General features: G+C 63.0%; 19 protein-coding genes and 1 tRNA gene. 11 read left to right on the top strand and 9 right to left on the bottom strand.

Features of this window, described 5'->3' with window-relative positions; all coding sequences use genetic code 11:
* Positions 1-184: 184 nt before the first annotated feature.
* The 4 genes from IZV00_RS10205 to IZV00_RS10220 all read left to right on the top strand — a co-directional run bounded on the left by IZV00_RS10205 (position 185) and on the right by IZV00_RS10220 (position 5,501).
* The gene (locus IZV00_RS10205; RefSeq protein WP_230463364.1) at positions 185-1,930 is read left to right on the top strand and encodes a type I secretion system permease/ATPase; all 1,746 of its coding nucleotides are present in this window, start codon (positions 185-187) and stop codon (positions 1,928-1,930) included.
* Position 1,931: 1 nt separating this feature from the next.
* Positions 1,932-3,269, top strand: coding sequence for an HlyD family type I secretion periplasmic adaptor subunit (locus IZV00_RS10210; protein WP_196224548.1), 1,338 nt, complete (start codon positions 1,932-1,934; stop codon positions 3,267-3,269).
* 238 nt (positions 3,270-3,507) lie between these two features.
* Positions 3,508-4,812 (top strand): NtaA/DmoA family FMN-dependent monooxygenase, encoded by a 1,305-nt coding sequence (locus IZV00_RS10215; protein ID WP_196224549.1) that lies wholly within the window; start codon positions 3,508-3,510, stop codon positions 4,810-4,812.
* 227 nt (positions 4,813-5,039) lie between these two features.
* The gene (locus IZV00_RS10220) at positions 5,040-5,501 is read left to right on the top strand and encodes a nuclear transport factor 2 family protein (protein WP_196224550.1); all 462 of its coding nucleotides are present in this window, start codon (positions 5,040-5,042) and stop codon (positions 5,499-5,501) included.
* A 6-nt stretch (positions 5,502-5,507) separates the two neighbouring features.
* Here IZV00_RS10220 and IZV00_RS10225 read toward each other — a convergent pair whose 3' ends face one another.
* From IZV00_RS10225 to IZV00_RS10240, 4 genes are all read right to left on the bottom strand, one after another.
* Complete coding sequence (locus IZV00_RS10225) at positions 5,508-7,376, bottom strand: ABC-F family ATP-binding cassette domain-containing protein (RefSeq protein ID WP_196226607.1); 1,869 nt, start codon at positions 7,374-7,376, stop codon at positions 5,508-5,510.
* A 290-nt stretch (positions 7,377-7,666) separates the two neighbouring features.
* Complete coding sequence (locus IZV00_RS10230) at positions 7,667-9,946, bottom strand: glycoside hydrolase family 3 N-terminal domain-containing protein (protein WP_196224551.1); 2,280 nt, start codon at positions 9,944-9,946, stop codon at positions 7,667-7,669.
* Positions 9,947-10,016: 70 nt separating this feature from the next.
* Positions 10,017-10,337, bottom strand: a complete 321-nt coding sequence (locus IZV00_RS10235; protein ID WP_196224552.1) for a DMT family transporter — start codon at positions 10,335-10,337, stop codon at positions 10,017-10,019.
* Between the two features lie 98 nt (positions 10,338-10,435).
* Positions 10,436-10,522, bottom strand: a tRNA-Tyr gene (locus IZV00_RS10240).
* Between the two features lie 105 nt (positions 10,523-10,627).
* On the opposite strand from IZV00_RS10240, the gene rlmB reads away from it, so the two are divergent.
* Together rlmB and IZV00_RS10250 are read left to right on the top strand one after the other, a co-directional pair.
* Complete coding sequence (gene rlmB / locus IZV00_RS10245) at positions 10,628-11,368, top strand: 23S rRNA (guanosine(2251)-2'-O)-methyltransferase RlmB (protein WP_196224553.1); 741 nt, start codon at positions 10,628-10,630, stop codon at positions 11,366-11,368.
* A gap of 49 nt (positions 11,369-11,417) precedes the next feature.
* Positions 11,418-12,164, top strand: a complete 747-nt coding sequence (locus tag IZV00_RS10250; RefSeq protein WP_196224554.1) for a hypothetical protein — start codon at positions 11,418-11,420, stop codon at positions 12,162-12,164.
* 21 nt (positions 12,165-12,185) lie between these two features.
* On the opposite strand, the gene IZV00_RS10255 is transcribed toward IZV00_RS10250, so the two are convergent.
* Entirely contained in the window at positions 12,186-12,503 is a 318-nt protein-coding gene (locus IZV00_RS10255; RefSeq protein WP_196224555.1) for a 2Fe-2S iron-sulfur cluster-binding protein, read from the bottom strand.
* Positions 12,504-12,581: 78 nt separating this feature from the next.
* On the opposite strand from IZV00_RS10255, the gene IZV00_RS10260 reads away from it, so the two are divergent.
* The 3 genes from IZV00_RS10260 to IZV00_RS10270 all read left to right on the top strand — a co-directional run bounded on the left by IZV00_RS10260 (position 12,582) and on the right by IZV00_RS10270 (position 13,941).
* Positions 12,582-13,199 (top strand): DNA-3-methyladenine glycosylase family protein, encoded by a 618-nt coding sequence (locus IZV00_RS10260; RefSeq protein WP_196224556.1) that lies wholly within the window; start codon positions 12,582-12,584, stop codon positions 13,197-13,199.
* A gap of 4 nt (positions 13,200-13,203) precedes the next feature.
* A complete protein-coding gene (locus tag IZV00_RS10265) occupies positions 13,204-13,434 on the top strand; it encodes a DUF2188 domain-containing protein (RefSeq protein WP_196224557.1) in 231 nt (76 codons plus the stop codon).
* Positions 13,435-13,503: 69 nt separating this feature from the next.
* Positions 13,504-13,941: a response regulator gene (locus tag IZV00_RS10270; RefSeq protein ID WP_196224558.1), complete on the top strand. Its 438-nt coding sequence runs from the start codon at positions 13,504-13,506 to the stop codon at positions 13,939-13,941.
* Here the strand turns inward: IZV00_RS10270 and IZV00_RS10275 are convergent.
* From IZV00_RS10275 to IZV00_RS21210, 3 genes are read right to left on the bottom strand one after another with little or no spacing between them, the layout of a single operon-like run.
* A complete protein-coding gene (locus IZV00_RS10275; protein WP_196224559.1) occupies positions 13,886-15,409 on the bottom strand; it encodes a sensor histidine kinase in 1,524 nt (507 codons plus the stop codon). The genes IZV00_RS10270 and IZV00_RS10275 overlap by 56 nt on opposite strands.
* Entirely contained in the window at positions 15,402-16,685 is a 1,284-nt protein-coding gene (gene murA / locus IZV00_RS10280) for a UDP-N-acetylglucosamine 1-carboxyvinyltransferase (RefSeq protein WP_196224560.1), read from the bottom strand. Before murA ends, IZV00_RS10275 begins: the two co-directional genes overlap by 8 nt.
* A complete protein-coding gene (locus IZV00_RS21210) occupies positions 16,607-17,026 on the bottom strand; it encodes a hypothetical protein (RefSeq protein ID WP_230463382.1) in 420 nt (139 codons plus the stop codon). The genes murA and IZV00_RS21210 overlap by 79 nt, the downstream gene beginning before the upstream one ends.
* On the opposite strand from IZV00_RS21210, the gene IZV00_RS10285 reads away from it, so the two are divergent.
* Positions 16,935-17,630: a Crp/Fnr family transcriptional regulator gene (locus IZV00_RS10285; protein WP_230463365.1), complete on the top strand. Its 696-nt coding sequence runs from the start codon at positions 16,935-16,937 to the stop codon at positions 17,628-17,630. The genes IZV00_RS21210 and IZV00_RS10285 overlap by 92 nt on opposite strands.
* A 15-nt stretch (positions 17,631-17,645) precedes the next feature.
* On the opposite strand, the gene IZV00_RS10290 is transcribed toward IZV00_RS10285, so the two are convergent.
* Positions 17,646-18,212 carry an HNH endonuclease gene (locus IZV00_RS10290; protein ID WP_196224561.1) on the bottom strand — a complete coding sequence of 189 codons (567 nt, stop codon included), beginning with the start codon at positions 18,210-18,212 and terminating at the stop codon, positions 17,646-17,648.
* Between the two features lie 96 nt (positions 18,213-18,308).
* Here IZV00_RS10290 and gluQRS point away from each other — a divergent pair, with 96 nt between their 5' ends.
* On the top strand, positions 18,309-19,217 hold the full coding sequence (gene gluQRS / locus IZV00_RS10295; protein WP_196224562.1) for a tRNA glutamyl-Q(34) synthetase GluQRS: 909 nt from the start codon (positions 18,309-18,311) through the stop codon (positions 19,215-19,217).
* Positions 19,218-19,226 lie beyond the last annotated feature (9 nt).

Consider the following 19,226-nt stretch of genomic DNA (forward strand, 5'->3'; position numbering starts at 1 on the left):
TGCTTCATGCGGACAGAAGCAAAGTGTGTGACGGGTCCGGCCGCGTCTGCCGAGATAGCGGGCACGGCCTGCCGATTGCAGCCTCGACTCCGCCGCTCCCGCCCGAACGGTCGCGGCCATTTTTGCATGCGGCAGGGGTGGCTGTTCCAGTTCCGCGACGTTCGGAAGGGTTGTTGAAGTGGTTATGGCGGTGGGGAGACGTGAGGGCGAGTTGTGGGACATCGTCCGCAGCTACAAAAAGGTCTTCATCGTCGTCCTGTGCGTCAGCGCGATACTTAACGTCCTGCTGCTGGGCAGTTCGCTATACATGATGATGGTATATGACTCGGTTCTGCCGAGCCGATCCATCCCGACGCTGGTCGGGCTCGCGATCCTGATCATGATCGTCTACGCCTTCCAGGGATTTTTTGAGAATATGCGATCCGGCATGCTGGCCGATGTCGCAAATTCCCTTGAGCAGCAATTGTCGGGCCGGGTCCAGAGCGCGATATCGCAACTGGCGCTGGCTGGTCACAAATTGCCAGGCGACGGCCTTGGCCCGATGCGCGATCTTGAAAATGTGCGCGCCTTTCTGTCGGGCGGCGCGTCTGTCATGATCGACCTGCCCTGGATTATCTTCTTTCTGGGCGTGTTGTTCGCCTTGCATGTCTGGCTGGGCTTCACGACGCTGATCGGCGCGATCATCCTGTTTTCACTGACCCTCGTCACCAACCGCGTCATGAAGCAGCCCGCCGGGCAGCTGTCACAGCTGTCCGCCTATCGCAACAACGTGGCTGAAACCAATTTGCGCCACGTCGAACTGCTGACGGCGCTTGGTATGCGGGGGCGCATGCAACAGCGGTGGGGCCGGTTGAACAATATGTACGGGGCGGCCCAGAACAAGCTGGCCCGTTCCGGCGCGGCGCTGGGCGGGCTCAGCAAGATGCTGCGGCTGGCGCTTCAATCGATGATCCTGACCGTTGGGGCCTTGCTGGTCCTTGATGACAAGGCAAGCGCGGGGGTGATTTTTGCATCGTCCATCCTGTCGGCCCGCGCCTTGGCACCCGTGGACCAGGCGATTGCGAACTGGAAAAGCTTCATGAGCGCCCGCTCCGGCTGGGCCACCCTGACGGAGTTGCTGAAGCGCGTTCCGGCGCCCCCGCAGGTTTCGCTGCGCTTGCCCCCGCCCGCGCAAAAGCTATCGGTGGAAAAGCTCGCCATCGCGCCGCCCGGAACCAGGCAGATAACCGCGAACGGGGTCGAGTTTCAGCTGAGCGCGGGAGATGCCTGCGCCGTCATTGGCCCCAGCGGAGCGGGCAAATCTTCGCTCGCGCGCGCGTTGATCGGTGCCTGGCGGCCAGCGCGCGGGACGATCCGCTTCGACGGCGCATCGCTGGACCAATGGAATGCAGAAGATTTCGGCGGCTTTGTCGGCTATCTCCCACAGTCGGTCGAACTGCTGGACGGAACGATCGCGGAAAATATCGCCCGTTTCGATCCTAGCGCTTCATCCGAAGCGGTTCTGGCGGCGGCGAAGGCAGCGGCGGTGCATGACCTGATCACACGCCTTCCGCAGGGCTATGACACCCGCGTGGGCGCTGATGGCGAAGCGCTGTCCGGTGGCCAGCGGCAGCGCATCGGCCTTGCCCGCGCATTATATGGCGACCCCTTCTTCGTATTGCTGGACGAGCCAAACTCCAATCTGGACAGCGAGGGCGAGGCTGCACTGGCCGCCGCGATCGAAACGGTGCGCAATCGTGGAGGAATTCTGGTGGTGATATCGCACCGGGCCGACGTGCTCGGGCGGGTGAGCCATGTCATGGTGATGCGCGGTGGTCGCATGGAGGCATTTGGTCCGGCGGCACAAATAATGGCGCGGCTGCGGCAGAAACCCAAGCTGGCGCAGGAAAATGTCGTGGCGATGCAGGGCGCAGCTGCGGGAAATTCGTGAGATGAACGTCAATCTTGCCACCGGCTTCATGGCCGATGATCGTGGCGCCGACTATGATCCGGCCGAGCATGTTCAGAAGAAGCTGAAGACCGTTCTGATCGCCATGGCGCTGCTGTTCCTGGGGTTCGGCGTGGCGGGGACGCTGATCCCGATCGGTGGCGCAGTGATCGCGTCGGGGCATATCGGGCTGGCATCGCACATCAAGAAGATCGCACATCCTGCCGGAGGCGTGATCGCGGACATTCTGGTCGAAAACGGCACCCATGTCCGCAAGGGGCAGGTGCTGATGCGCTTCGACGATCGAGTTACCGGAGCGGATGCGGAATATTCCAGTCTGAGCGTCGATCAGCTGCTGGCGCAGCGCGCCCGGCTGGAGGCGGAGCGTCTGGGTGCCGATACCATCGCCTTTCCAAGCGAACTGATGCGACATGATCCTGCCGCGCAGCAGGCGATGACCGATGAAAGCAGGTTGTTCCACATAAGGCAGTCCGAACAGGCGGGGCTGGCCGCGCAGTTGCAATCGCGCATTCGCCAGCATCGGCAGCAGATCAGCGCGTATCAATCGCAAATCCGCGCGCTGGAGCAGCAGGCGGTCCTGATCGAGCCAGAACGCAAGGGCGTGAAGCAGCTGTGGGACAAGGGGCTCGTCACTATCAGTCGGCTCAATCAGGTGGAGCGAACCGCCGTTGACCTTCAGGGCAGCATCGGCGCATTGCGCGCCGACATAGCTCAGACGCAAGCGCGCATCACCGAAGCGCAGGAGCAGATGATCCAGTTGGGCGCGGCCCGTCGGTCGCAGGCCGGCACAGACCTTGCCCAATTGAACGGAGCCCTGAATCAGCAGCAGATGCGCAGCGTGTCAGCGATCGACGCGCAGGACCGCAGCGTGCTTCGGGCTCCCTATGGCGGGGTGATCGACAAGCTGGCCTTCAACACGATCGGCGGGGTAGTGCGGCCCGCAGAGGTCATCATGGAGATCGTGCCGGACAGCGATCAGCTGCTGGTCGAAGGCGCGGTTTCTCCCGCCGACATCGATCATGTGCGCGTCGGCCAAGCGGCGCGCATCCGCTTTACGGCTTTCAACAACGCGTCCACGCCGGAAATTAGAGGCAAGGTGACCTTTGTGGCTGCCGACCGGACGGCTGACCCCGAGGGCAAGGTAAGTTTCTACCCGGTGCGGGTTGAAATAGATGAGGCGCAACTCGCGGAACATCCCGAACTGAGGCTGAAGCCCGGCATGCCTGCGGAACTGTTCATTGAAACCGGAAATCGGACAATGATTTCCTACCTGACAAAGCCTTTGAGAAACCAGTTCGCGCGGGCATTCCGGGACGAGTGAAGGGTGCGCCAGACGGGCACGCCGGGGAAGCGCGGAAGCGTCGAGCGATGCTCGAAACGCTGCCTTTTTTGAAACGCCTCGAACCGGAATTATTTCTACCACTTGACAAAGGTTGATATTCGTCAACTATTAGGAGCAGATGGCCGGGTAGTTGTGTCTCAGCAGATGATCTGCCGTGGACGCGGCTGGCCACCATTTGAAAAGCTAATGAGATAAACCTTAGAGAGAGTATCAGGCTATGGCCCACACGAAGTTCCACCTTGGCTATTTCACGAAGTTCGGCGCGACGTCCTGGCCGGGGGATGGCAAGGAGTTTGGCTCGCAGTGGGCGGACGGTTCCTATCACAAGGAATTGGCCAAGATGCTGGAGGCGGCGAAGTTCGACTTCGTCTTCTTCGAAGACACGACGATCGTGGGTGACCGCTATGCCGGTTCCATGGAGCTTGACCTCAAAAATGCGACCTTGGCGCCCAAGCTCGATCCCCTGCCGCTGTTGCCCGTGATGGCGCAAGACACGTCGCATATCGGCCTGATCGCGACGGCTTCGACCACCTTCTACCCGCCTTATCTGCTCGCCCGGCTGCTTTCGACGATCGATTCCCTGACGAAGGGGCGCGCGGGATGGAACATGGTGACATCGAGCGAGAAGAACGCGGCGCTGAACTTCGGCATGGAGAAACTGCTGCCACCGAACGAGCGCTATGACATTGCCGATGAGTTCGTCGAACTGTGCAAGAAGCTGTGGGATAGCTGGGAAGAAGGCGCGCTGGTCGCGAACCCCGAAACCGGCGTCTATGTCGATCACACCAAGGTCCACACCATCAATTTCGAGGGCAAGCATTTCCGGTCGCGCGGGCCGTTGAACACGCTGCGATCGCCGCAGGGCTATCCGGTTCTGGCGCAAGCGGGCGCGTCCGAGCGTGGCCGCCAGTTTTCGTCCAAGAATGCCGAAGTCGTGCTGGGCATGATGACCGGCGGCGTTCCGGGGATGAAAGCCTATCGCCAGGATATTCGGGACCGCGCCGAAGCGCAGGGCCGCAATCCCGACGACATCAAGGTCTTCTTCCTCACCCCGGTCAACATCTATCCGGAAGGCGAGGGACCGCATGAAATGACCGAAGCGGAAAAGCAGGCCGCGTTCGAGCATAATATCGTGATGGCGTCGTCGTCGCTGGATGTCGACTTCTCGCAATATGACCTCGACGTACCCGTGCCGCAGGACATTGTGGCAGGCGGCCACACCAGCGCGCTGGAACATATGAAGAAGGCTGGACGGGAAGAAGGAAAATCGATCCGCGACCTGTTCTCCATGGGCCAGGGCGCGAGCGGCATGGACTTCAGCGGCACGCCCGAGCAGGTTGCCGAAAAGATGATGGCTGTCATGGACGAAGTGGGCGGCGACGGGTTCCTGATCGAAGGGTCGGGTTACAATCGCCAGCTTCCCGAACTGGTCAACGGCGTCATCCCTGCCCTTCAGAAGGCGGGCGCGGTGCGCACCGAATATGAAGGCACGACGCTGCGCGAAATCCTGCGTGAGTTCTGACGCGATTGGCGTGGAGCGGTTGCGCTGCTCCGCGCCCACCTCAATCTTGAAGCTGGAGCGCGCCCGCACATCGCGGCGCGCTCCAGTTGTTTTGGCAATGTCCGGCTGCGTTGGTTTACGCGGGCCACAACCGCACCCGTCGTTGGCGCGGCCGCAAAAGGCCCGATTGGAACGCGGCACCTCCTTGCGTTAGGGTTCCTTCCAGACGGCCAGGAAGTCGTGGGCAAATGGGAGAGGAACGTTTGACTGAAACCGACAAGTTCGCTGCGACTTTGGCGATATATGCTCTGAAAGCGCGCTACTTCCGGTCCATGGACAATAAAGATTGGCGGGCCTTGGAGGCAGTCTTTGCACCCGACCTCATCGCCGATTTCCGCGACGCCGCCGGGGAGCGGGACGAGAGCATGCTGATCCACGGCGCGGCGCCTTATGTCGCGCGCCTGGCGCCAATGCTGGAGCAGGTCACAACCGTTCATCACGGCCATATGCCCGAGATCCAGATCGAAACGGACAGCCAAGCCAGCGGCATCTGGGCGATGGAGGACAAGCTGTGGGTGCAGGAAGGCTCACCCCTGCCCTTCCGCTGGATGCATGGCTATGGCCATTATCATGAGCGCTATGTGCGGCTGGCCGACGGCTGGCGCATCAGCGAGATTCGCCTGACGCGCTTGCGCATCGATGCGGGCTGAAGGCCCTTATAATTCCTCCAGCGCCGCGCTCGCTTCGATCCAGCTTTCCTCGATCGCTTCGAGCTTCTTTTCGACCGAAGCGCGGCGGACCATGAGGTCGGTCGTCGTCATCTTCGCCTCGGCACCCGTCGCTGCCTTCGGGTCGAACAGCGCCTGATCGATCCGGCTGCGTTCGGCGGAAAGCGTGGCCATCTCCTTTTCCGCCTTGCTGATTGTCGATTTTAGGCTCTTCTGCTTTTCGCGCCATTCGGCTGCGTTGCGCTTTTCCGCCTTGCGATCTGCCTTGGGCGCGTCCCCGCCGCTGCTGCCGCCATCCGCCTTGCGCAAGATGATGTCGGTATAATCGTCCAGGCTGCCATCGAAGGGCTGGGCCGTGCCGCCGTCCACCAGAACGAGGCGGTCGGCCACCAGCTCGATCATGTGGCGGTCGTGGCTGACGATGACGACGGCGCCCGAATATTCATTGAGCGCCTGCACCAACGCTTCGCGGCTGTCGACGTCCAGGTGGTTGGTCGGTTCGTCGAGGATCAGGAGGTGCGGCGCGTCACGGGTGATCAGCGCCAGCGCGAGCCGGGCGCGTTCCCCGCCTGACATGGAGCCGACCTGCTGCGTAGCCCGCTCGCCCGAAAAGCCGAAGCGGCCAAGCTGCGCGCGGACCGCGCCCGGCGTCGCGCCTTTCATCACGCGCGTCATGTGTTGTAGCGGCGTGTCGGCGATGTCGAGTTCTTCCACCTGATATTGGGTGAAATAGCCGACATTCATCTTGGCCGAACTGTTCATCGCCCCTTCCATCGGCGCCAGTTGGGCGGCGATCAGGCGGGCCAGCGTGGTCTTGCCGTTGCCGTTGCGGCCAAGCAGCGCCAGCCGGTCGTCGGGATCGATGCGCAGGTTCACCCGGCGCAGCACAGGCGTGTCGCCATAGCCGACCGCCGCCATGTCCATGGTGATGAGCGGCGGGCGCAATTCGGGCGGGCTGGGGAATGCGAAGGACAGCGACGGGTCCTCGATCGCGGCGGCGATGGGCTGCATCTTCGCCAGCGCCTTGGCGCGCGACTGGGCCTGCTTGGCGGTCGAGGCGCGGGCGGAGTTGCGGGCGACATAGTCCTGCAACTTCTCGCGCTCGGCCTGCTGCTTTACGCGCGCGGCCTCCTGCTGGGCCAGGCGTTCGGCGCGCTGCCGTTCGAACGCATCGTAACCGCCGGGATAAAGGGTGATCTTCCCGCCTTCCAGATGCAGGATATAATCGACCACATTGTTGAGCAGGTCGCGCTCATGGCTGATCACAACCACGGTGCCGCGATAATTTTTGAGGAAGCTTTCCAGCCACATCGTCGCTTCAAGATCGAGGTGGTTGCTGGGTTCGTCGAGCAGCAGCAGGTCAGGCTCGGAAAAGAGCAGCGCGGCGAGCGCGACGCGCATCTTCCAGCCGCCCGAGTAGCTGTCGAGCGGACGTCCCTGCATTTCTTCGTCAAAGCCAAGGCCCACGAGAATGCGGGCTGCCCGAGCGGGCGCGGTATAGGCGTCGATCGCCATCAGCCGCTCGTAAATATGGCCGAGGCGATCGGGATCATGGGTCGCTTCGCTCTCCGCCATCAGGGCGGCGCGTTCCTTGTCGGCGGCCAGCACGGTTTCGAAGGGCGTCGCCGTCCCGGTGGGCGCTTCCTGCGCGATATAGCCAAGGCGCGTGTCGCGCGGCATGTCGCAACCGCCATCGTCGGGGTCGAGTTGCCCGATCATGACCTTCATCAGCGTGGACTTGCCCGCGCCGTTGCGACCGATCAAACCCACACGGCTGCGCGGCGGCAGTGCGGCACTGGCGCGGTCGATGATGGTACGGCCACCCAGCCGCACGGTGATGTCCCTGATATTCAGCATGGGGCGCCCTGTAGCAGAGCCGCGCAAGGTGGTGAAGGTGCGGGCGGGGAGTTTTGCAGCCACGCAAGGCGTTGCAAAGTTCACACCGTTGTGGCCGACGCATTTGCGTGGGTACGGACGGGTGGCGTCGATTTCGCAATAGGAGAATTTTTGCGAAGTGACGCCCGGACCCTTGGGGGACGGGTTTCACGGTGGGAAAGAGCCGATAGCGCCATGCCATGGATCGGCCCCTGTAGGAAAGCGCGGCGGAGGGACGCAATGCCTGTTCGGTCCTCGCGGAGGTCAGGTGCTTATCGGACGGACGTGGGCGCAGTCTCCTCCGCGTAGAGAGTGAACTGGCTGTGAAGGCCGCCCTCGGACGATTGCCCGAGCCAGAGGTCGAACAGGCCGGGTTCGGCAATGATGCGATTGCCCGATCCGACGAATTGCAGATCGCTGCGAGACAGGGAGAAGCGCACCGTCTTGCTCTCTCCCGGCCCGAGCGTGACACGCTCGATTCGCTTCAACTCGCGCACGGGACGGGTACGGCTGGCCACGCGATCGCGGATATAGAGTTGCACCACTTCGCTGCCCCGCCGGTCGCCCTTGTTGGTCAGCCGCGCCGTCACCTCGATCGCGCGGTCCCAGCGCAGGGCAGTGTCGGACAGCTTCAGATTGTCGAGGGTGAATGTGGTGTAGCTCAGGCCATGGCCGAAGGGATAGCGGGCGCTGTTGTCCGTCGTCATGTAGCGCGCGCGATATTCGGTGCGGTTGTCGATTACCGGACGGCCGGTGGACTTGCGGTCGTAGAAGAAAGGTTCCTGCCCCGATTCCCAGGGGAAGCTGACCGGCAGCTTGGCGGAAGGATCGACCCGGCCGAACAGGATGTCGGCGATGGCATGGCCCGCTTCCGATCCCAGGAACCATGTGGCGAGGACAGCCTGGGCGCTTCCGACCGATCCATGCAGCGCAAGAGCACGGCCGTGACGCAGCAGCACGATGACAGGCTTGCCGGTGGCCGCCACCGCGTCGGCCAGCACCTGCTGGGGCGGCGGCAGTTCGATGACGGTGCGCGATTGCGCCTCCCCCGACATGTCCTGCGATTCGCCGAGGGCGAGCAGGATGATGTCGGCAGCCTTTGCCGCCTCGACCGCCTGAGCGATGCCGCCGTCGATCGGCGTCATGATGTCGCAGCCCTTGGCTATGCTCAGCTGGGTAGGGTCGGGCATGGCGGCACGCAGCCCGGCGGCAATGTCGACGCCCTTCCCCTTGTCGCCGTAAAAGGCCCAGGGGCCGTAGAGATTGTCCCGATCCTCACCGAACGGGCCGATCAGCGCGATCTTCTGGCGCTTGGCAGGATCGATCGGCAGGACGCCGCTGTTCTGGAGCAGCACGATTGAGCGGCCCGCCGCTTCCCGCGCCAAGGCGCGATGGGCGGGCGTAAATATGCGGGTTCTTTCCGCCTCTTCGCTGATCGAGCGGTAAGGATTGTCGAACAGGCCGATCGCCATCTTCACATAGAGAATGCGGCGCACGGCGACGTCGAGCGTGCCCATCGGCACCGCGCCGCTCTTCACCAGATCGGGCAAGTGGCGGATATAGAGGCCGCTCTGCATCGACATGTCGACACCCGCTAGCACGGCGAGGCGCGCGGCGTCGCGTTCATCCTCCGCAAAGCCGTGAGCGACCAATTCTTCGTCAGCTGTATAGTCGGAAAAGACGAAGCCCCGGAACTTCATCTCGCCGCGCAGCAGATCGGTGAGCAGTTCGCGGTCGGCGGTGGCGGGCACGCCGTTGATCTCGCTGAACGCCGCCATGGTCGTGAGCGCTCCCGCCGCGAAGGCTGAACCGAAGGGCGGCAGATGGGTTTCGCGCAGCGTTTCCTCGGAAATATCGACGCTGCCATATTCAAGGCCGGCCGCGACCGCGCCATAAGCGGCGAAATGTTTTGGGCAGGCGAGCAGCGAATCGTCCCGGCGCAGGTCGCGCCCCTGAAATCCGCGTACGCGGGCAGCGGCGAACAGGCTACCGAGATAGACATCCTCCCCCGCCCCTTCGACCACCCGGCCCCAACGCTGGTCGCGCGCGACATCCACCATGGGCGCAAAGGTCAGATGCAGGCCCGCCGCGCTTGCCTCCTGCGCCATGGCACGGGCGGTGCGTTCGGCAAGGGCGGGGTCGAAGCTCGCGGCCTCCGCCAATGGCACGGGAAAGATGGTCTTTAGCCCATGGATGACGTCGCCCGCCAGCAACAAGGGGATGCCAAGACGGCTTTCCTTGACGGCGATGTCCTGCGCGCGGCGGGCGCCTGCCACGCCGATGCCGTTGAACAGGCACCCTACCCGGCCCTTGCGCACCTCTTCGGCCAGCCGCTTTTCATCCTGGATGCCGACTTGGGGATTGGGCGGGTTATAGGGGCGGAAGCTGTCGGTGAGGCAGGTCATCTGGCCCGCTTTTTCCTCCACCGTCATGCGGGCGATCAGGGCATCGACGCGCTCCACTTCCGTTTGGGCGAGCGCCCGGTGCGCGAAGGGAAAGGCGACGGAGCCGGACAGGGCGGCAGCCAGGAAGGCGCGACGGTCGATGGTCATTGCGCAGCAGCGTAACGGATGATTGTTGCCGCGCCAACGCCCGGCTCCGCCATATGGTGCCGCCGCGCGATCAGGTGGGGGCGAACAGCTTCGTCCCCATGACGCCGATGACGATCAGCGCCATGAAACCGGCCTGTACAGGGGCGACGCGATCGCCGAACAGGATCATGCCACCGATGATGACGCCGACGGCGCCAAGGCCGGTCCAGATCGCATAGGCGGTTCCCGCAGGAATGCCCTTCATCGCGAGCGCCAACAGGCCCATATTGAGGAAGCTCAAGGCGATCGGCACGGCCGACGCCTGCCAACTGCCGACGGTCGCCGCCCATTTAAGGCTGAGCGCCCAGCAAATTTCAGTGAATATAGCAATGCCAAGCACAAGCCACGCCATGACCAGCGTTCCTTATTTCAGGCGGGCTCGGGTGAAAGGCACGCGAGCCGGAAACCCGAAAGAGGCGGCGCGCCCAAAAGCCAAATAGGCTGTAGGGGTGGTGGACAGGGCTGGATTCGAACCAGCGTACGGGAAACCCGGGCAGATTTACAGTCTGCTGCCTTTAACCACTCGGCCACCTGTCCAGTGCCCTGACGCGGCGGGCAAAACTGCCTTTACCACGCTGGAGGCGCGCTCAATGGCGAATGGAGGCTTGCCTGTCAATGGCCGGATGTGAAAAGAGCACTTCCATGAAAAAAGGACATCGCAGCGCAAAGCCCAAGGGCAACTTCCCCCGCTTCTACGGGCGGCATGCCGTCATCGCAGCTCTCGCCAATCCGAACCGGGTGGTCCGGAAAATCTGGGGCACGCGCGACGCGCTCAATGCGCTGGACCTGCCGCCAGTGCTGCCCATCGTCTATGCCGATGTGGCGGACCTTGGCCGCATGGTGCCTTCGGACGCGCCGCACCAGGGCATCGTCGCGGAGGTTGAGCCGCTGGATGACGTATGGCTTGGCGACGCACTGGAAGCGGGTCAGGACGACAAGCGGCCCGTGCTGGTGCTCGATCAGGTGACCGATCCGCATAATGTGGGCGCGATCCTTCGGTCGGCGGCGGCGTTCGACGCGCTGTGCATCGTGACGCAGGACAGGCATGCGCCGCCTGAATCGGGCGTGCTGGCTCGCTCCGCGTCCGGCGCGCTGGAAATCGTGCCGTGGGTGCGCGTGGTGAACCTTGCGCGCGCGCTCGATGAGATTGCCGAGGCGGGATATTGGCGCATTGGCCTGGATGGTGAGGCCGATACGACATTGGGCGACGCTATAGGCGAATCGCGTGTTGCCTTGGTGCTGGGCGCGGAGGGTGAAGGGCTGCGCCACAACAGCATGGCCCATTGCGATATTTTGGCTAAACTGCCGATCAGCCCGCGCATGGAGAGCCTGAACGTCTCCAACGCGGCTGCGATCGCCCTGTACGCCGCCGCGAGCCGGTAACGGGGCCACAAAGGTGCGCCTTCCATGGCGCATGGGAACGGGGGACGACATGGCCGCATTTCTTCGCACCGCTGGCGCTTTAGCCTGCTGCCTGATGCTGGGCGCCTGTCTCGTGACGCCGGGCAAGTTCGAATCGACCCTCGACATCCGGGCCGACCGGCAGTTCAGCTTCACTTATAAGGGCGAGATATTGTCGTCCGAGATGAAGGGACTTGGCTCCTCCTCCAGCACGCCCGGCGATGATCCCATCGGCGACGGTTCCCCGGAAAAGAAGGACAGCGCTCTTCACAAAACCGCGATGCAGAAGGGGCATGAAGAAGGATTTGGCGGTGGCAGCGGTTCCGGGGACGAGGCGCAAATGCAGGCGATCGCCACTGCCCTTTCGAAGGAGAAGGGCTTTCGCTCCGCCCGCTATATGGGCAACCATCGGTTCGAGATCGACTATGCGATCAGCGGGCGGCTGACCCACAGCTTCCTCTTCCCCTTCAACAGCGACGCGGAAATCGTCCTGCCGTTCGTTGCGATCGAGTTGCGCGGCGACGACAGGGTACGTGTGAAGGCTCCGGGCTATTCCAACGGGTTCGACAAGAGCCGCGAACCCATGGGGCAAAGCGGATCGGGAGAGGATGCGTCAAAGGCGCTCGACGGCCACTTCACGCTGACCACCAACGCGGAAATCGTCAGCCAGAATCAGGAGGATGGCGCGCAAAGCACCACCGCGGGCAAGCGGATCGTCTGGCGGATCACCCCGCTGACGAGCGAGGCGCCCATGGCGACGCTGCGCGTCAGCCGGTAACGGGCGCCCCGATCGAGAGGATCAGTCTTCCGGCGCGATGGTGACGCGCAGGCCGTCCAGATCGTCGTTCATCACCAGCTGGCACGACAGGCGGCTGCTCTCATTGCGATGATCGGAACTGTCGAGCAGGTCGTTTTCGTCTTCGCTCAGTGCAGGCAACTTGTCCGCGAAGGCGGGATCGACATAGACATGGCAGGTGGCGCAGGAGCAGCAACCGCCGCACAGCGCCAGAAGCTCGTCAAAGCCGTTGTCACGGATGACTTCCATCACGGACAGGCCGCTGTCGCCCTCGACAGCCTGCTCTTCACCCGCACGGTTGACCACTATCAGTTTAGGCATGTACCTCGATCCCAAAATTTTCCACCGCCGCTCATAGGCGGGGGCGCCGATAAATCAAGAGCCGGAAACAAGCAGAGCATGGTCACCACCCCGGAACAGCTGCGCGAAAGCCTGGACGCGATCGCCGACCTCGAACCCGGTTTTGCCGCTGCGTTAGCGCGGGTCGGCTATCCCCTGCCGCGCGTGCGGGAGCCGGGCTACGAGACGCTGCTGCGCACCATCGTCGGTCAGCAGGTGAGCGTAGCGTCGGCCGCCGCCGTCTGGCGCAAGCTGGAGGCGGAACTGGGCGAGGGATGCGCGCCGGAACAGCTGCTCTCCCGCGATCTCGACGCGCTCCGCGCCTGCGGCCTGTCCCGTCAGAAGCAGGGCTATGCCCGGAGCCTCGCTGAACTGGTCACCAGCGGGCAGATTGACCTGCATGCCCTGCCAGAGGATGATGAGGAGGCGATTGCCCTCCTCACCCAGATCAAGGGCATCGGCCGCTGGTCAGCCGAAATCTATCTGCTGTTCGCCGAAGGTCGGCCCGACATCTGGCCTGCGGGCGACCTCGCCGTACAGATCGAGGTGGGCCGCATCCTTGGCCTGCCCGAACGACCCAGCGAGCGCGAGACGCGGGCGCTTGCCGAACGGTGGCGGCCCCATAGGGGCGCCGCCGCGATCATGGCCTGGCATCATTATAATACGGAGGTACTCTAAACCCATGTCCCTGCCCCATGCCCGCTACATCGTCCTGGAACATGAGGGCGTCTGGAAGATCAATCTCGACAACCGCTATTATGGCCCCTTCGCCACCCGTGACGCCGCTGTCGAAAACGCGACCGAAACGGCGCGCAAGGCCGGGGATGGTGGCTACCCCGCCAGCGTCCTGCTGATGCAGGGAACCACGTTCGATACGCTCTGGACGAACCAGGAAGACGCTGCGTCTTCCTGACTTTTTTCGATTGTTGCGGAACCAGATGGCGGACTGGACATTATCGGGTCCAGTTTCGCGGGCTGAGGCATGAATAAAAAGGTTCTAATCGTCGAGGACGAAATTTTCGTCGCACTGGAAATCGAGCAGATTGTGGAGGACGCGGGTTTCGCGGTCAGCGCCATTGCCGCCGACCGCGAAAGCGCCCTTATGGCCGCCAATGACTGCGATATCGCTTTGGTGGATTTGAACCTGCGCGACGGGCCTACCGGGCCGGGCATCGGCATGGAGCTTGCCGCCCGATATGGCGTTCGGGTGATCTATGTCACCGCCAATCCCGCGCAGATCGGTGTCGCGGCCGAAGCCGCGCTGGGCGTCATAACCAAGCCGTTTCGCCCGCACAGCATTGCCGAAACCCTTCGCCTCGCAGCGTCTGAACAAAGGGATTTGGTGACAGCCGATATTTACGGCTTCACGCCATTTCAGCCACGGCCCGGCTCATGGAACGGGATGGAATCCACAGGCTGATCACCAGCCCTTCGGGCCGCCAGTCGCGTTGCATCCTTCCACCCAATTGCCGTTCGGCACTGAGCGCCATGAGGCGGCTGCCAAAGCCTTCCCGGCTCGACGGCTTTACCGGCGGGCCGCCTTCTTCCCGCCATTCGATGCAGATGTCCGCGTCCTCATGCCGGACGTCGATATGGACACGCCCTGAAGGCACCGAAAGCGCGCCATATTTGGCCGCATTGGTCGCCAGTTCATGGAAAAGCAGCGCGATCGGCGTGGCCGATCGGTCATCGATCGCGGGATCTTCGCCGGAAAATACGATGCGGCTTTCCCCCGCATCCCTGTAGGGCGCGAAGATTTGCTCCAATATACCGCGCAGGCGACTGTGCCGCAGATATTCGTCGCCCTCCGCGCTGTGCGGGCGGATGAAGTCATGCGCGCGCCCCAGCGCCATGATCCGGTCGCGCAAATCATCCGCCACCGCGCGGATCGCCGGGTCCTGACGCGCCGATAGCCCGATCAGCCCCGCGATCACCGAAAAGATATTCTTGATCCGGTGTGACAGTTCGTGCGCGATAATCTCGCGCTCCTCCATCATCAGCTTCTGCTCGTGAATTTCCGTGCAGGTGCCGATCCACCGCGTAATGCGGCCTTCATCATCGCGGATCGGCAGAGCGCGGCCCAGCGTCCAACGATATTCACCGCTGTGATGGAGCAACCTATATTCTATCTCATAAGGCTCGCCGGTTTTCAGCGAATGACGCCAGCACTTCCATGCGCGTTCGCGGTCGTCCGGGTGAAAGTTGCCGTTCCAGCCGTCGCCATCCGTCGAATGTTCGGCCGCGCCGGTATATTCATACCAGCGCGCGTTATAATAATCATGATAGCCATCGGGCAGCGTGGACCAGACCATTTGCGGCATGGTGTCGGCCAATGTGCGGAACAGCCGGTCGCTTTCCGCCACCGCCTCGGCATCCTTGACCTGCTGGGCGATGATATCCTGATCGCGACGGCGGCCTTCCAGTTCCATCATCACCTGGCGCGCGAGCAGGGAAAGGCCCTGACGCTGAAGCAATGTGAGGTCGCCCCGCGGCTTGTCATCGATGATGCACAGGGCGCCCAGCGGCACGCCTTCGCCATTGAGCAAGGGCGCCCCGGCATAGAAACGGATATGCGGCGGGCCGGTCACCAGGGAATTCGCCGCGAAGCGCGGATCGGCACTGGCGTCCGGCACGACGAAGATCGCGCCATCCTGCATGGCATGGGCGCAGAAGGAGACATCACGCGGCGTTTCTTCCGCATCCAGTCCCGTGCGAGCCAGGAAGCGTTGGCGTTCGTCCTCGACGATGCTGACCAGAGCGATCGGCGCTTCGCAAAGCGCGGAGGCGAAGTCGGTTATCTGGTCCAGCGTCTGAAAGCCGCCGGCATCCAGATCATAGCGCGCAAGCACGGCCGCGCGATCCGTCTCCAGCCCCCTGCCGTCAGCCATCGCTGACCCGTTCGATATCCGCGCCCACGGCCGACAATTTTTCTTCCAGCCGCTCATAGCCCCGATCAAGATGGTAGACGCGATTGACCTGCGTCTCCCCTTCGGCGGCAAGCCCGGCGAGAATAAGGCTCATCGACGCGCGCAGATCGGTCGCCATCACGGGCGCGCCCACCAGACGGTCGACGCCCCGCACGACTGCGGTGCGGCCGTTAACCCCGATGTCCGCCCCCATGCGCGCCAGTTCGGGCACATGCATGTAGCGGTTTTCGAAGATGGTTTCGGTCAACACTGATGCGCCGTCGGCCTTGGTCAACATGGCCATGAACTGCGCCTGCATGTCCGTCGGGAATGCCGGGAAGGGCGCGGTAGACAATGTCAGCGGCTTCAGCTTGCCGTCCGCCGACACTCTGATGCCGTCCTTCAGCTCATCGACCTGAACACCCGCATCGCGAAGTGCGGCGAGAATGGCGTGCATGTCATCGGCGCAGGCACCCGCCAGTTCCAGCGAGCCGCCGGTGATCGCCGCCGCGCATGCGTAGCTGCCTGCCTCGATCCGGTCGGGCATGACGCTGTAGGTAGCGCCATGCAGCCGGTCGCGACCGTGGATGATCAGCTTGTCGGTCCCAACGCCTTCGATATCCGCGCCCATCGCGATGAGCAATTTGCACAGATCGACAATTTCCGGTTCACGCGCGGCATTTTCCAGCACGCAGGTGCCCTTTGCGAGGACGGCGGCCATCAGGGCATTTTCCGTGGCGCCCACAGACACCACTGGGAATGTGTAGATGCCTCCCGGCAACCCACCATCGGGCAAGGAGGCGCGCACATAGCCCGCGTTGATCTCTATCACCGCGCCAAACGCCTCCAGCGCCTTCAGGTGCAGGTCAATCGGCCGGTTGCCGATGGCGCAGCCGCCGGGCAGCGAAACCCGCGCTTCACCCGCGCGGGCGAGCAAGGGGCCGAGCACCAGGATCGACGCCCGCATCTTGCGCACGATGTCATAGGGCGCCTCGGTCGATGTGACCCGTCCCGCGCGCATCGTCATCACGCGCCCGAAATCTTCCGGCCGCGCGCCTTCGATCATGGTGGATACGCCTAGCTGGTTCAGCAGGTGACCAAAGCTGTCGACGTCCGCCAGACGCGGCAGGTTGCGCAACGTGACCGGCTCATCCGTGAGCAGCGCGCAAGGCAGCAGGGTCAGCGCGGCGTTCTTGGCGCCGGAGATGGGAAGGCGGCCGCTGAGCTTTTTGCCGCCGCGTATTTGAATGCGGTCCATCGGCTGGGTCTTAACGCTAATTGCGTCTGGCGCAAGGCGCGAGCGATCATTGCGGTTAACGCGACAGTGCTTCCCGGAATAGGCTCGCGAAACATTTGCACTTTCGGGTCGCTGAAATTGATCGAGTTTAGTGCGCGGCCCGCAAATGCAGCCAAAAGGCGAAAGGGGCGTTTTGCCACCGTAACGACAAATTTGATAAAGGTGCTGTGGGTGGCGACAGGTTGTTTCGCGGACAGGCTCGCAAAGCACGTGCCCTTGTCCGACGAGGAGAGGAACGCGCTGACCAGGCTGGAGGAAAATCCGCGTAAGATAAAGCGCGGAGCCATGATCCAGCGCGTCAATGATACCGTGACCGAATTGTTCGTGTTGCGTGAAGGGCGGGTGATGAGCTTCGTCATCCTGCCCGATGGTAGCCGCCAGATTTTGCGCGTCTATTTCCCTGGTGACTTCATTGGTTCCGCCAGCACGATCTACAACAAGGCGCCCGAATCGCTCGTCGCGCTGTCCGACGCCATTGTCTGCCCGTTCGACAAGCATGCCTTGCGCCGGTTGCTGGAGGAATATCCCAGGGTCGCGGCGCTATTGTTTCTGCTGTCCAGTTCGGAAAAGGTCGCCCTCACCGATCGGCTCGCATCGTTGGGGCGCACGTCGGCCAAGGCGCGCGTCGCATCCTTCCTGCTCGACATTTTCGATCGGCTGCGCGTCACGGATGACGGCGTTACCGACAGTTTCGACCTGAAGCTGACGCAGGAGGAAATCGGCGACGCCATCGGGCTGACGTCGGTCCATGTGAACCGCATGGTGCGGCAAATGGAGCAGGAAGGGCTGATCAGCCGGGCGAACGGTCGCATCACCTTGCTGAACATGGCGAGGCTGGAAGAGATTGGCCATTATACCAATCGGCACAAGGATATGGATCTGGACTGGATTCCCGGCCTTAGCTGACGGGCTTGTAGGCTTTCAGGCCAGCAGTTCGACATCCCAGTACAGCCAGTCGCGCCAGCTTTCATGCAGATAGTTGGGCGGAAAGGCGCGGCCATGTTCCTGCAACTGCCAGCTTGTCGGCCGGATCGGCGTGACATGCAGGCGCATGCCCGCTTCCTTCGGCGTGCGCCCGCCCTTTCGCAGATTGCAGGGCGAGCATGCCGTGGCCACATTCTCCCAGGTCGTCCGTCCACCCGCGCGACGGGGGACGACATGGTCGAAGGTCAGGTCACTGGGCGACCCGCAATATTGGCAGGTGAAGCGGTCGCGCAGGAACAGGTTGAACCGGGTGAAGGCGGGATGTTCCGATGGCCTCACATATTGTTTGAGCGCGATCACGGAGGGGATCTTCATCTGCAAGCTGGGGCTGTGCACCTCCCGCTCATAGCTGGCGACGATGTCCACCCGTTCCAAAAAAACCGCCTTGATAGCGGTTTGCCAGGGCCAAAGGCTGAGCGGATAATAGCTTAACGGCGTATAGTCCGCGTTCAGGACCAGCGCCGGACAGTTTTCCGGATGTCGTATCAGGTCGGGATGGTACATAAGAACCCTCGAACCCCCATTTGCCAGGTTTCTGATTGATCAGGAACGTGACGGCAACATGACAGCATTAACCACCCCGACCCGTCAAGGGCCTGTATGATCCAATCCTCACCGCCACAGCATGTGGTAACGCGCTTCGCTCCCAGCCCAACCGGCAGGCTGCATATCGGCCATGGCTGGTCGGCATTGCTGGCCATGGATTTTGCCCGCGCCAATGGCGGCTCGTTTCACCTCCGCATCGAGGATATCGACGGCACCCGCAGCCGCCCCGAGCATGTCGCAGGCATCGTGGAGGACCTCAACTGGTTGGGGGTGGCGTGGGATGGTGAGATCGCTTTTCAGTCCGACCGGCTTGATCATTATGAAGCCGCGCTGGAAAGGTTGCGGCAGATGGACCTTCTCTACCCCTGCTTTTGCACCCGCGCCGACATCGCGGCCAGCACCAGCGCGCCGCACGGGCCAGAGGGGCCTGTTTATCCGGGCACCTGTCGCGCATTGCCTCCGTCCGAGCGCGAACGGCGGATCGCGGCGGGCGAACCCCATGCATGGCGATTGGATATGGCGAAGGCGGTTGCGGCCGCGAGGGAACTGTATTGGAAGTCTGCGTCCCTCCCCACCTCCGCGCTGCCCCTTCGGGAACAAATGATAGAAGCAAGGCCTCAGCCCGCAGGCGATGTCGTCCTCGCCCGCAAGGATGCACCCGCAAGCTACCATCTTTCCTGCACCCTCGATGATGCCGCGATGGGCGTGACCCATGTGCTGCGCGGGGAAGACCTGTTTGCCGCGACGCACGTGCATCGGCTGCTTCAGGCGCTGCTCGACTTGCCGACGCCCGTCTATTGTCACCATCCGCTGCTCGTCGGCGCGGACGGCAAGCGTCTTGCCAAGCGTGATGGTTCGATCGCCCTTGCGGACCTGCGCGCGCAGGGCGTCGATCCCGCCGCCCTAGCCGCCGATCTGCGCGGGGCGCGCTTTCCGGTTGGCATTTCACTGGCGAAGTCATAGATTCAGCCC

The sequence above is a fragment of the Sphingobium sp. Cam5-1 genome (assembly GCF_015693305.1).
GTDB lineage: Bacteria > Pseudomonadota > Alphaproteobacteria > Sphingomonadales > Sphingomonadaceae > Sphingobium.

Coding starts and splice junctions, on each gene's coding strand:
- gluQRS (WP_196224562.1), top strand. CDS start 18,309: ATGATCCAATCCTCACCGCCACAGCATGTGGTAACGCGCTTCGCTCCC.
- rlmB (WP_196224553.1), top strand. CDS start 10,628: ATGAAAAAAGGACATCGCAGCGCAAAGCCCAAGGGCAACTTCCCCCGC.
- IZV00_RS10250 (WP_196224554.1), top strand. CDS start 11,418: ATGGCCGCATTTCTTCGCACCGCTGGCGCTTTAGCCTGCTGCCTGATG.
- IZV00_RS10255 (WP_196224555.1), bottom strand. CDS start 12,503: ATGCCTAAACTGATAGTGGTCAACCGTGCGGGTGAAGAGCAGGCTGTC.
- IZV00_RS10215 (WP_196224549.1), top strand. CDS start 3,508: ATGGCCCACACGAAGTTCCACCTTGGCTATTTCACGAAGTTCGGCGCG.
- IZV00_RS10225 (WP_196226607.1), bottom strand. CDS start 7,376: ATGCTGAATATCAGGGACATCACCGTGCGGCTGGGTGGCCGTACCATC.
- IZV00_RS10290 (WP_196224561.1), bottom strand. CDS start 18,212: ATGTACCATCCCGACCTGATACGACATCCGGAAAACTGTCCGGCGCTG.
- IZV00_RS10230 (WP_196224551.1), bottom strand. CDS start 9,946: ATGACCATCGACCGTCGCGCCTTCCTGGCTGCCGCCCTGTCCGGCTCC.
- IZV00_RS10275 (WP_196224559.1), bottom strand. CDS start 15,409: ATGGCTGACGGCAGGGGGCTGGAGACGGATCGCGCGGCCGTGCTTGCG.
- IZV00_RS10220 (WP_196224550.1), top strand. CDS start 5,040: ATGGGAGAGGAACGTTTGACTGAAACCGACAAGTTCGCTGCGACTTTG.
- murA (WP_196224560.1), bottom strand. CDS start 16,685: ATGGACCGCATTCAAATACGCGGCGGCAAAAAGCTCAGCGGCCGCCTT.
- IZV00_RS10210 (WP_196224548.1), top strand. CDS start 1,932: ATGAACGTCAATCTTGCCACCGGCTTCATGGCCGATGATCGTGGCGCC.
- IZV00_RS10260 (WP_196224556.1), top strand. CDS start 12,582: ATGGTCACCACCCCGGAACAGCTGCGCGAAAGCCTGGACGCGATCGCC.
- IZV00_RS10235 (WP_196224552.1), bottom strand. CDS start 10,337: ATGGCGTGGCTTGTGCTTGGCATTGCTATATTCACTGAAATTTGCTGG.
- IZV00_RS10270 (WP_196224558.1), top strand. CDS start 13,504: ATGAATAAAAAGGTTCTAATCGTCGAGGACGAAATTTTCGTCGCACTG.
- IZV00_RS10265 (WP_196224557.1), top strand. CDS start 13,204: ATGTCCCTGCCCCATGCCCGCTACATCGTCCTGGAACATGAGGGCGTC.
- IZV00_RS10205 (WP_230463364.1), top strand. CDS start 185: ATGGCGGTGGGGAGACGTGAGGGCGAGTTGTGGGACATCGTCCGCAGC.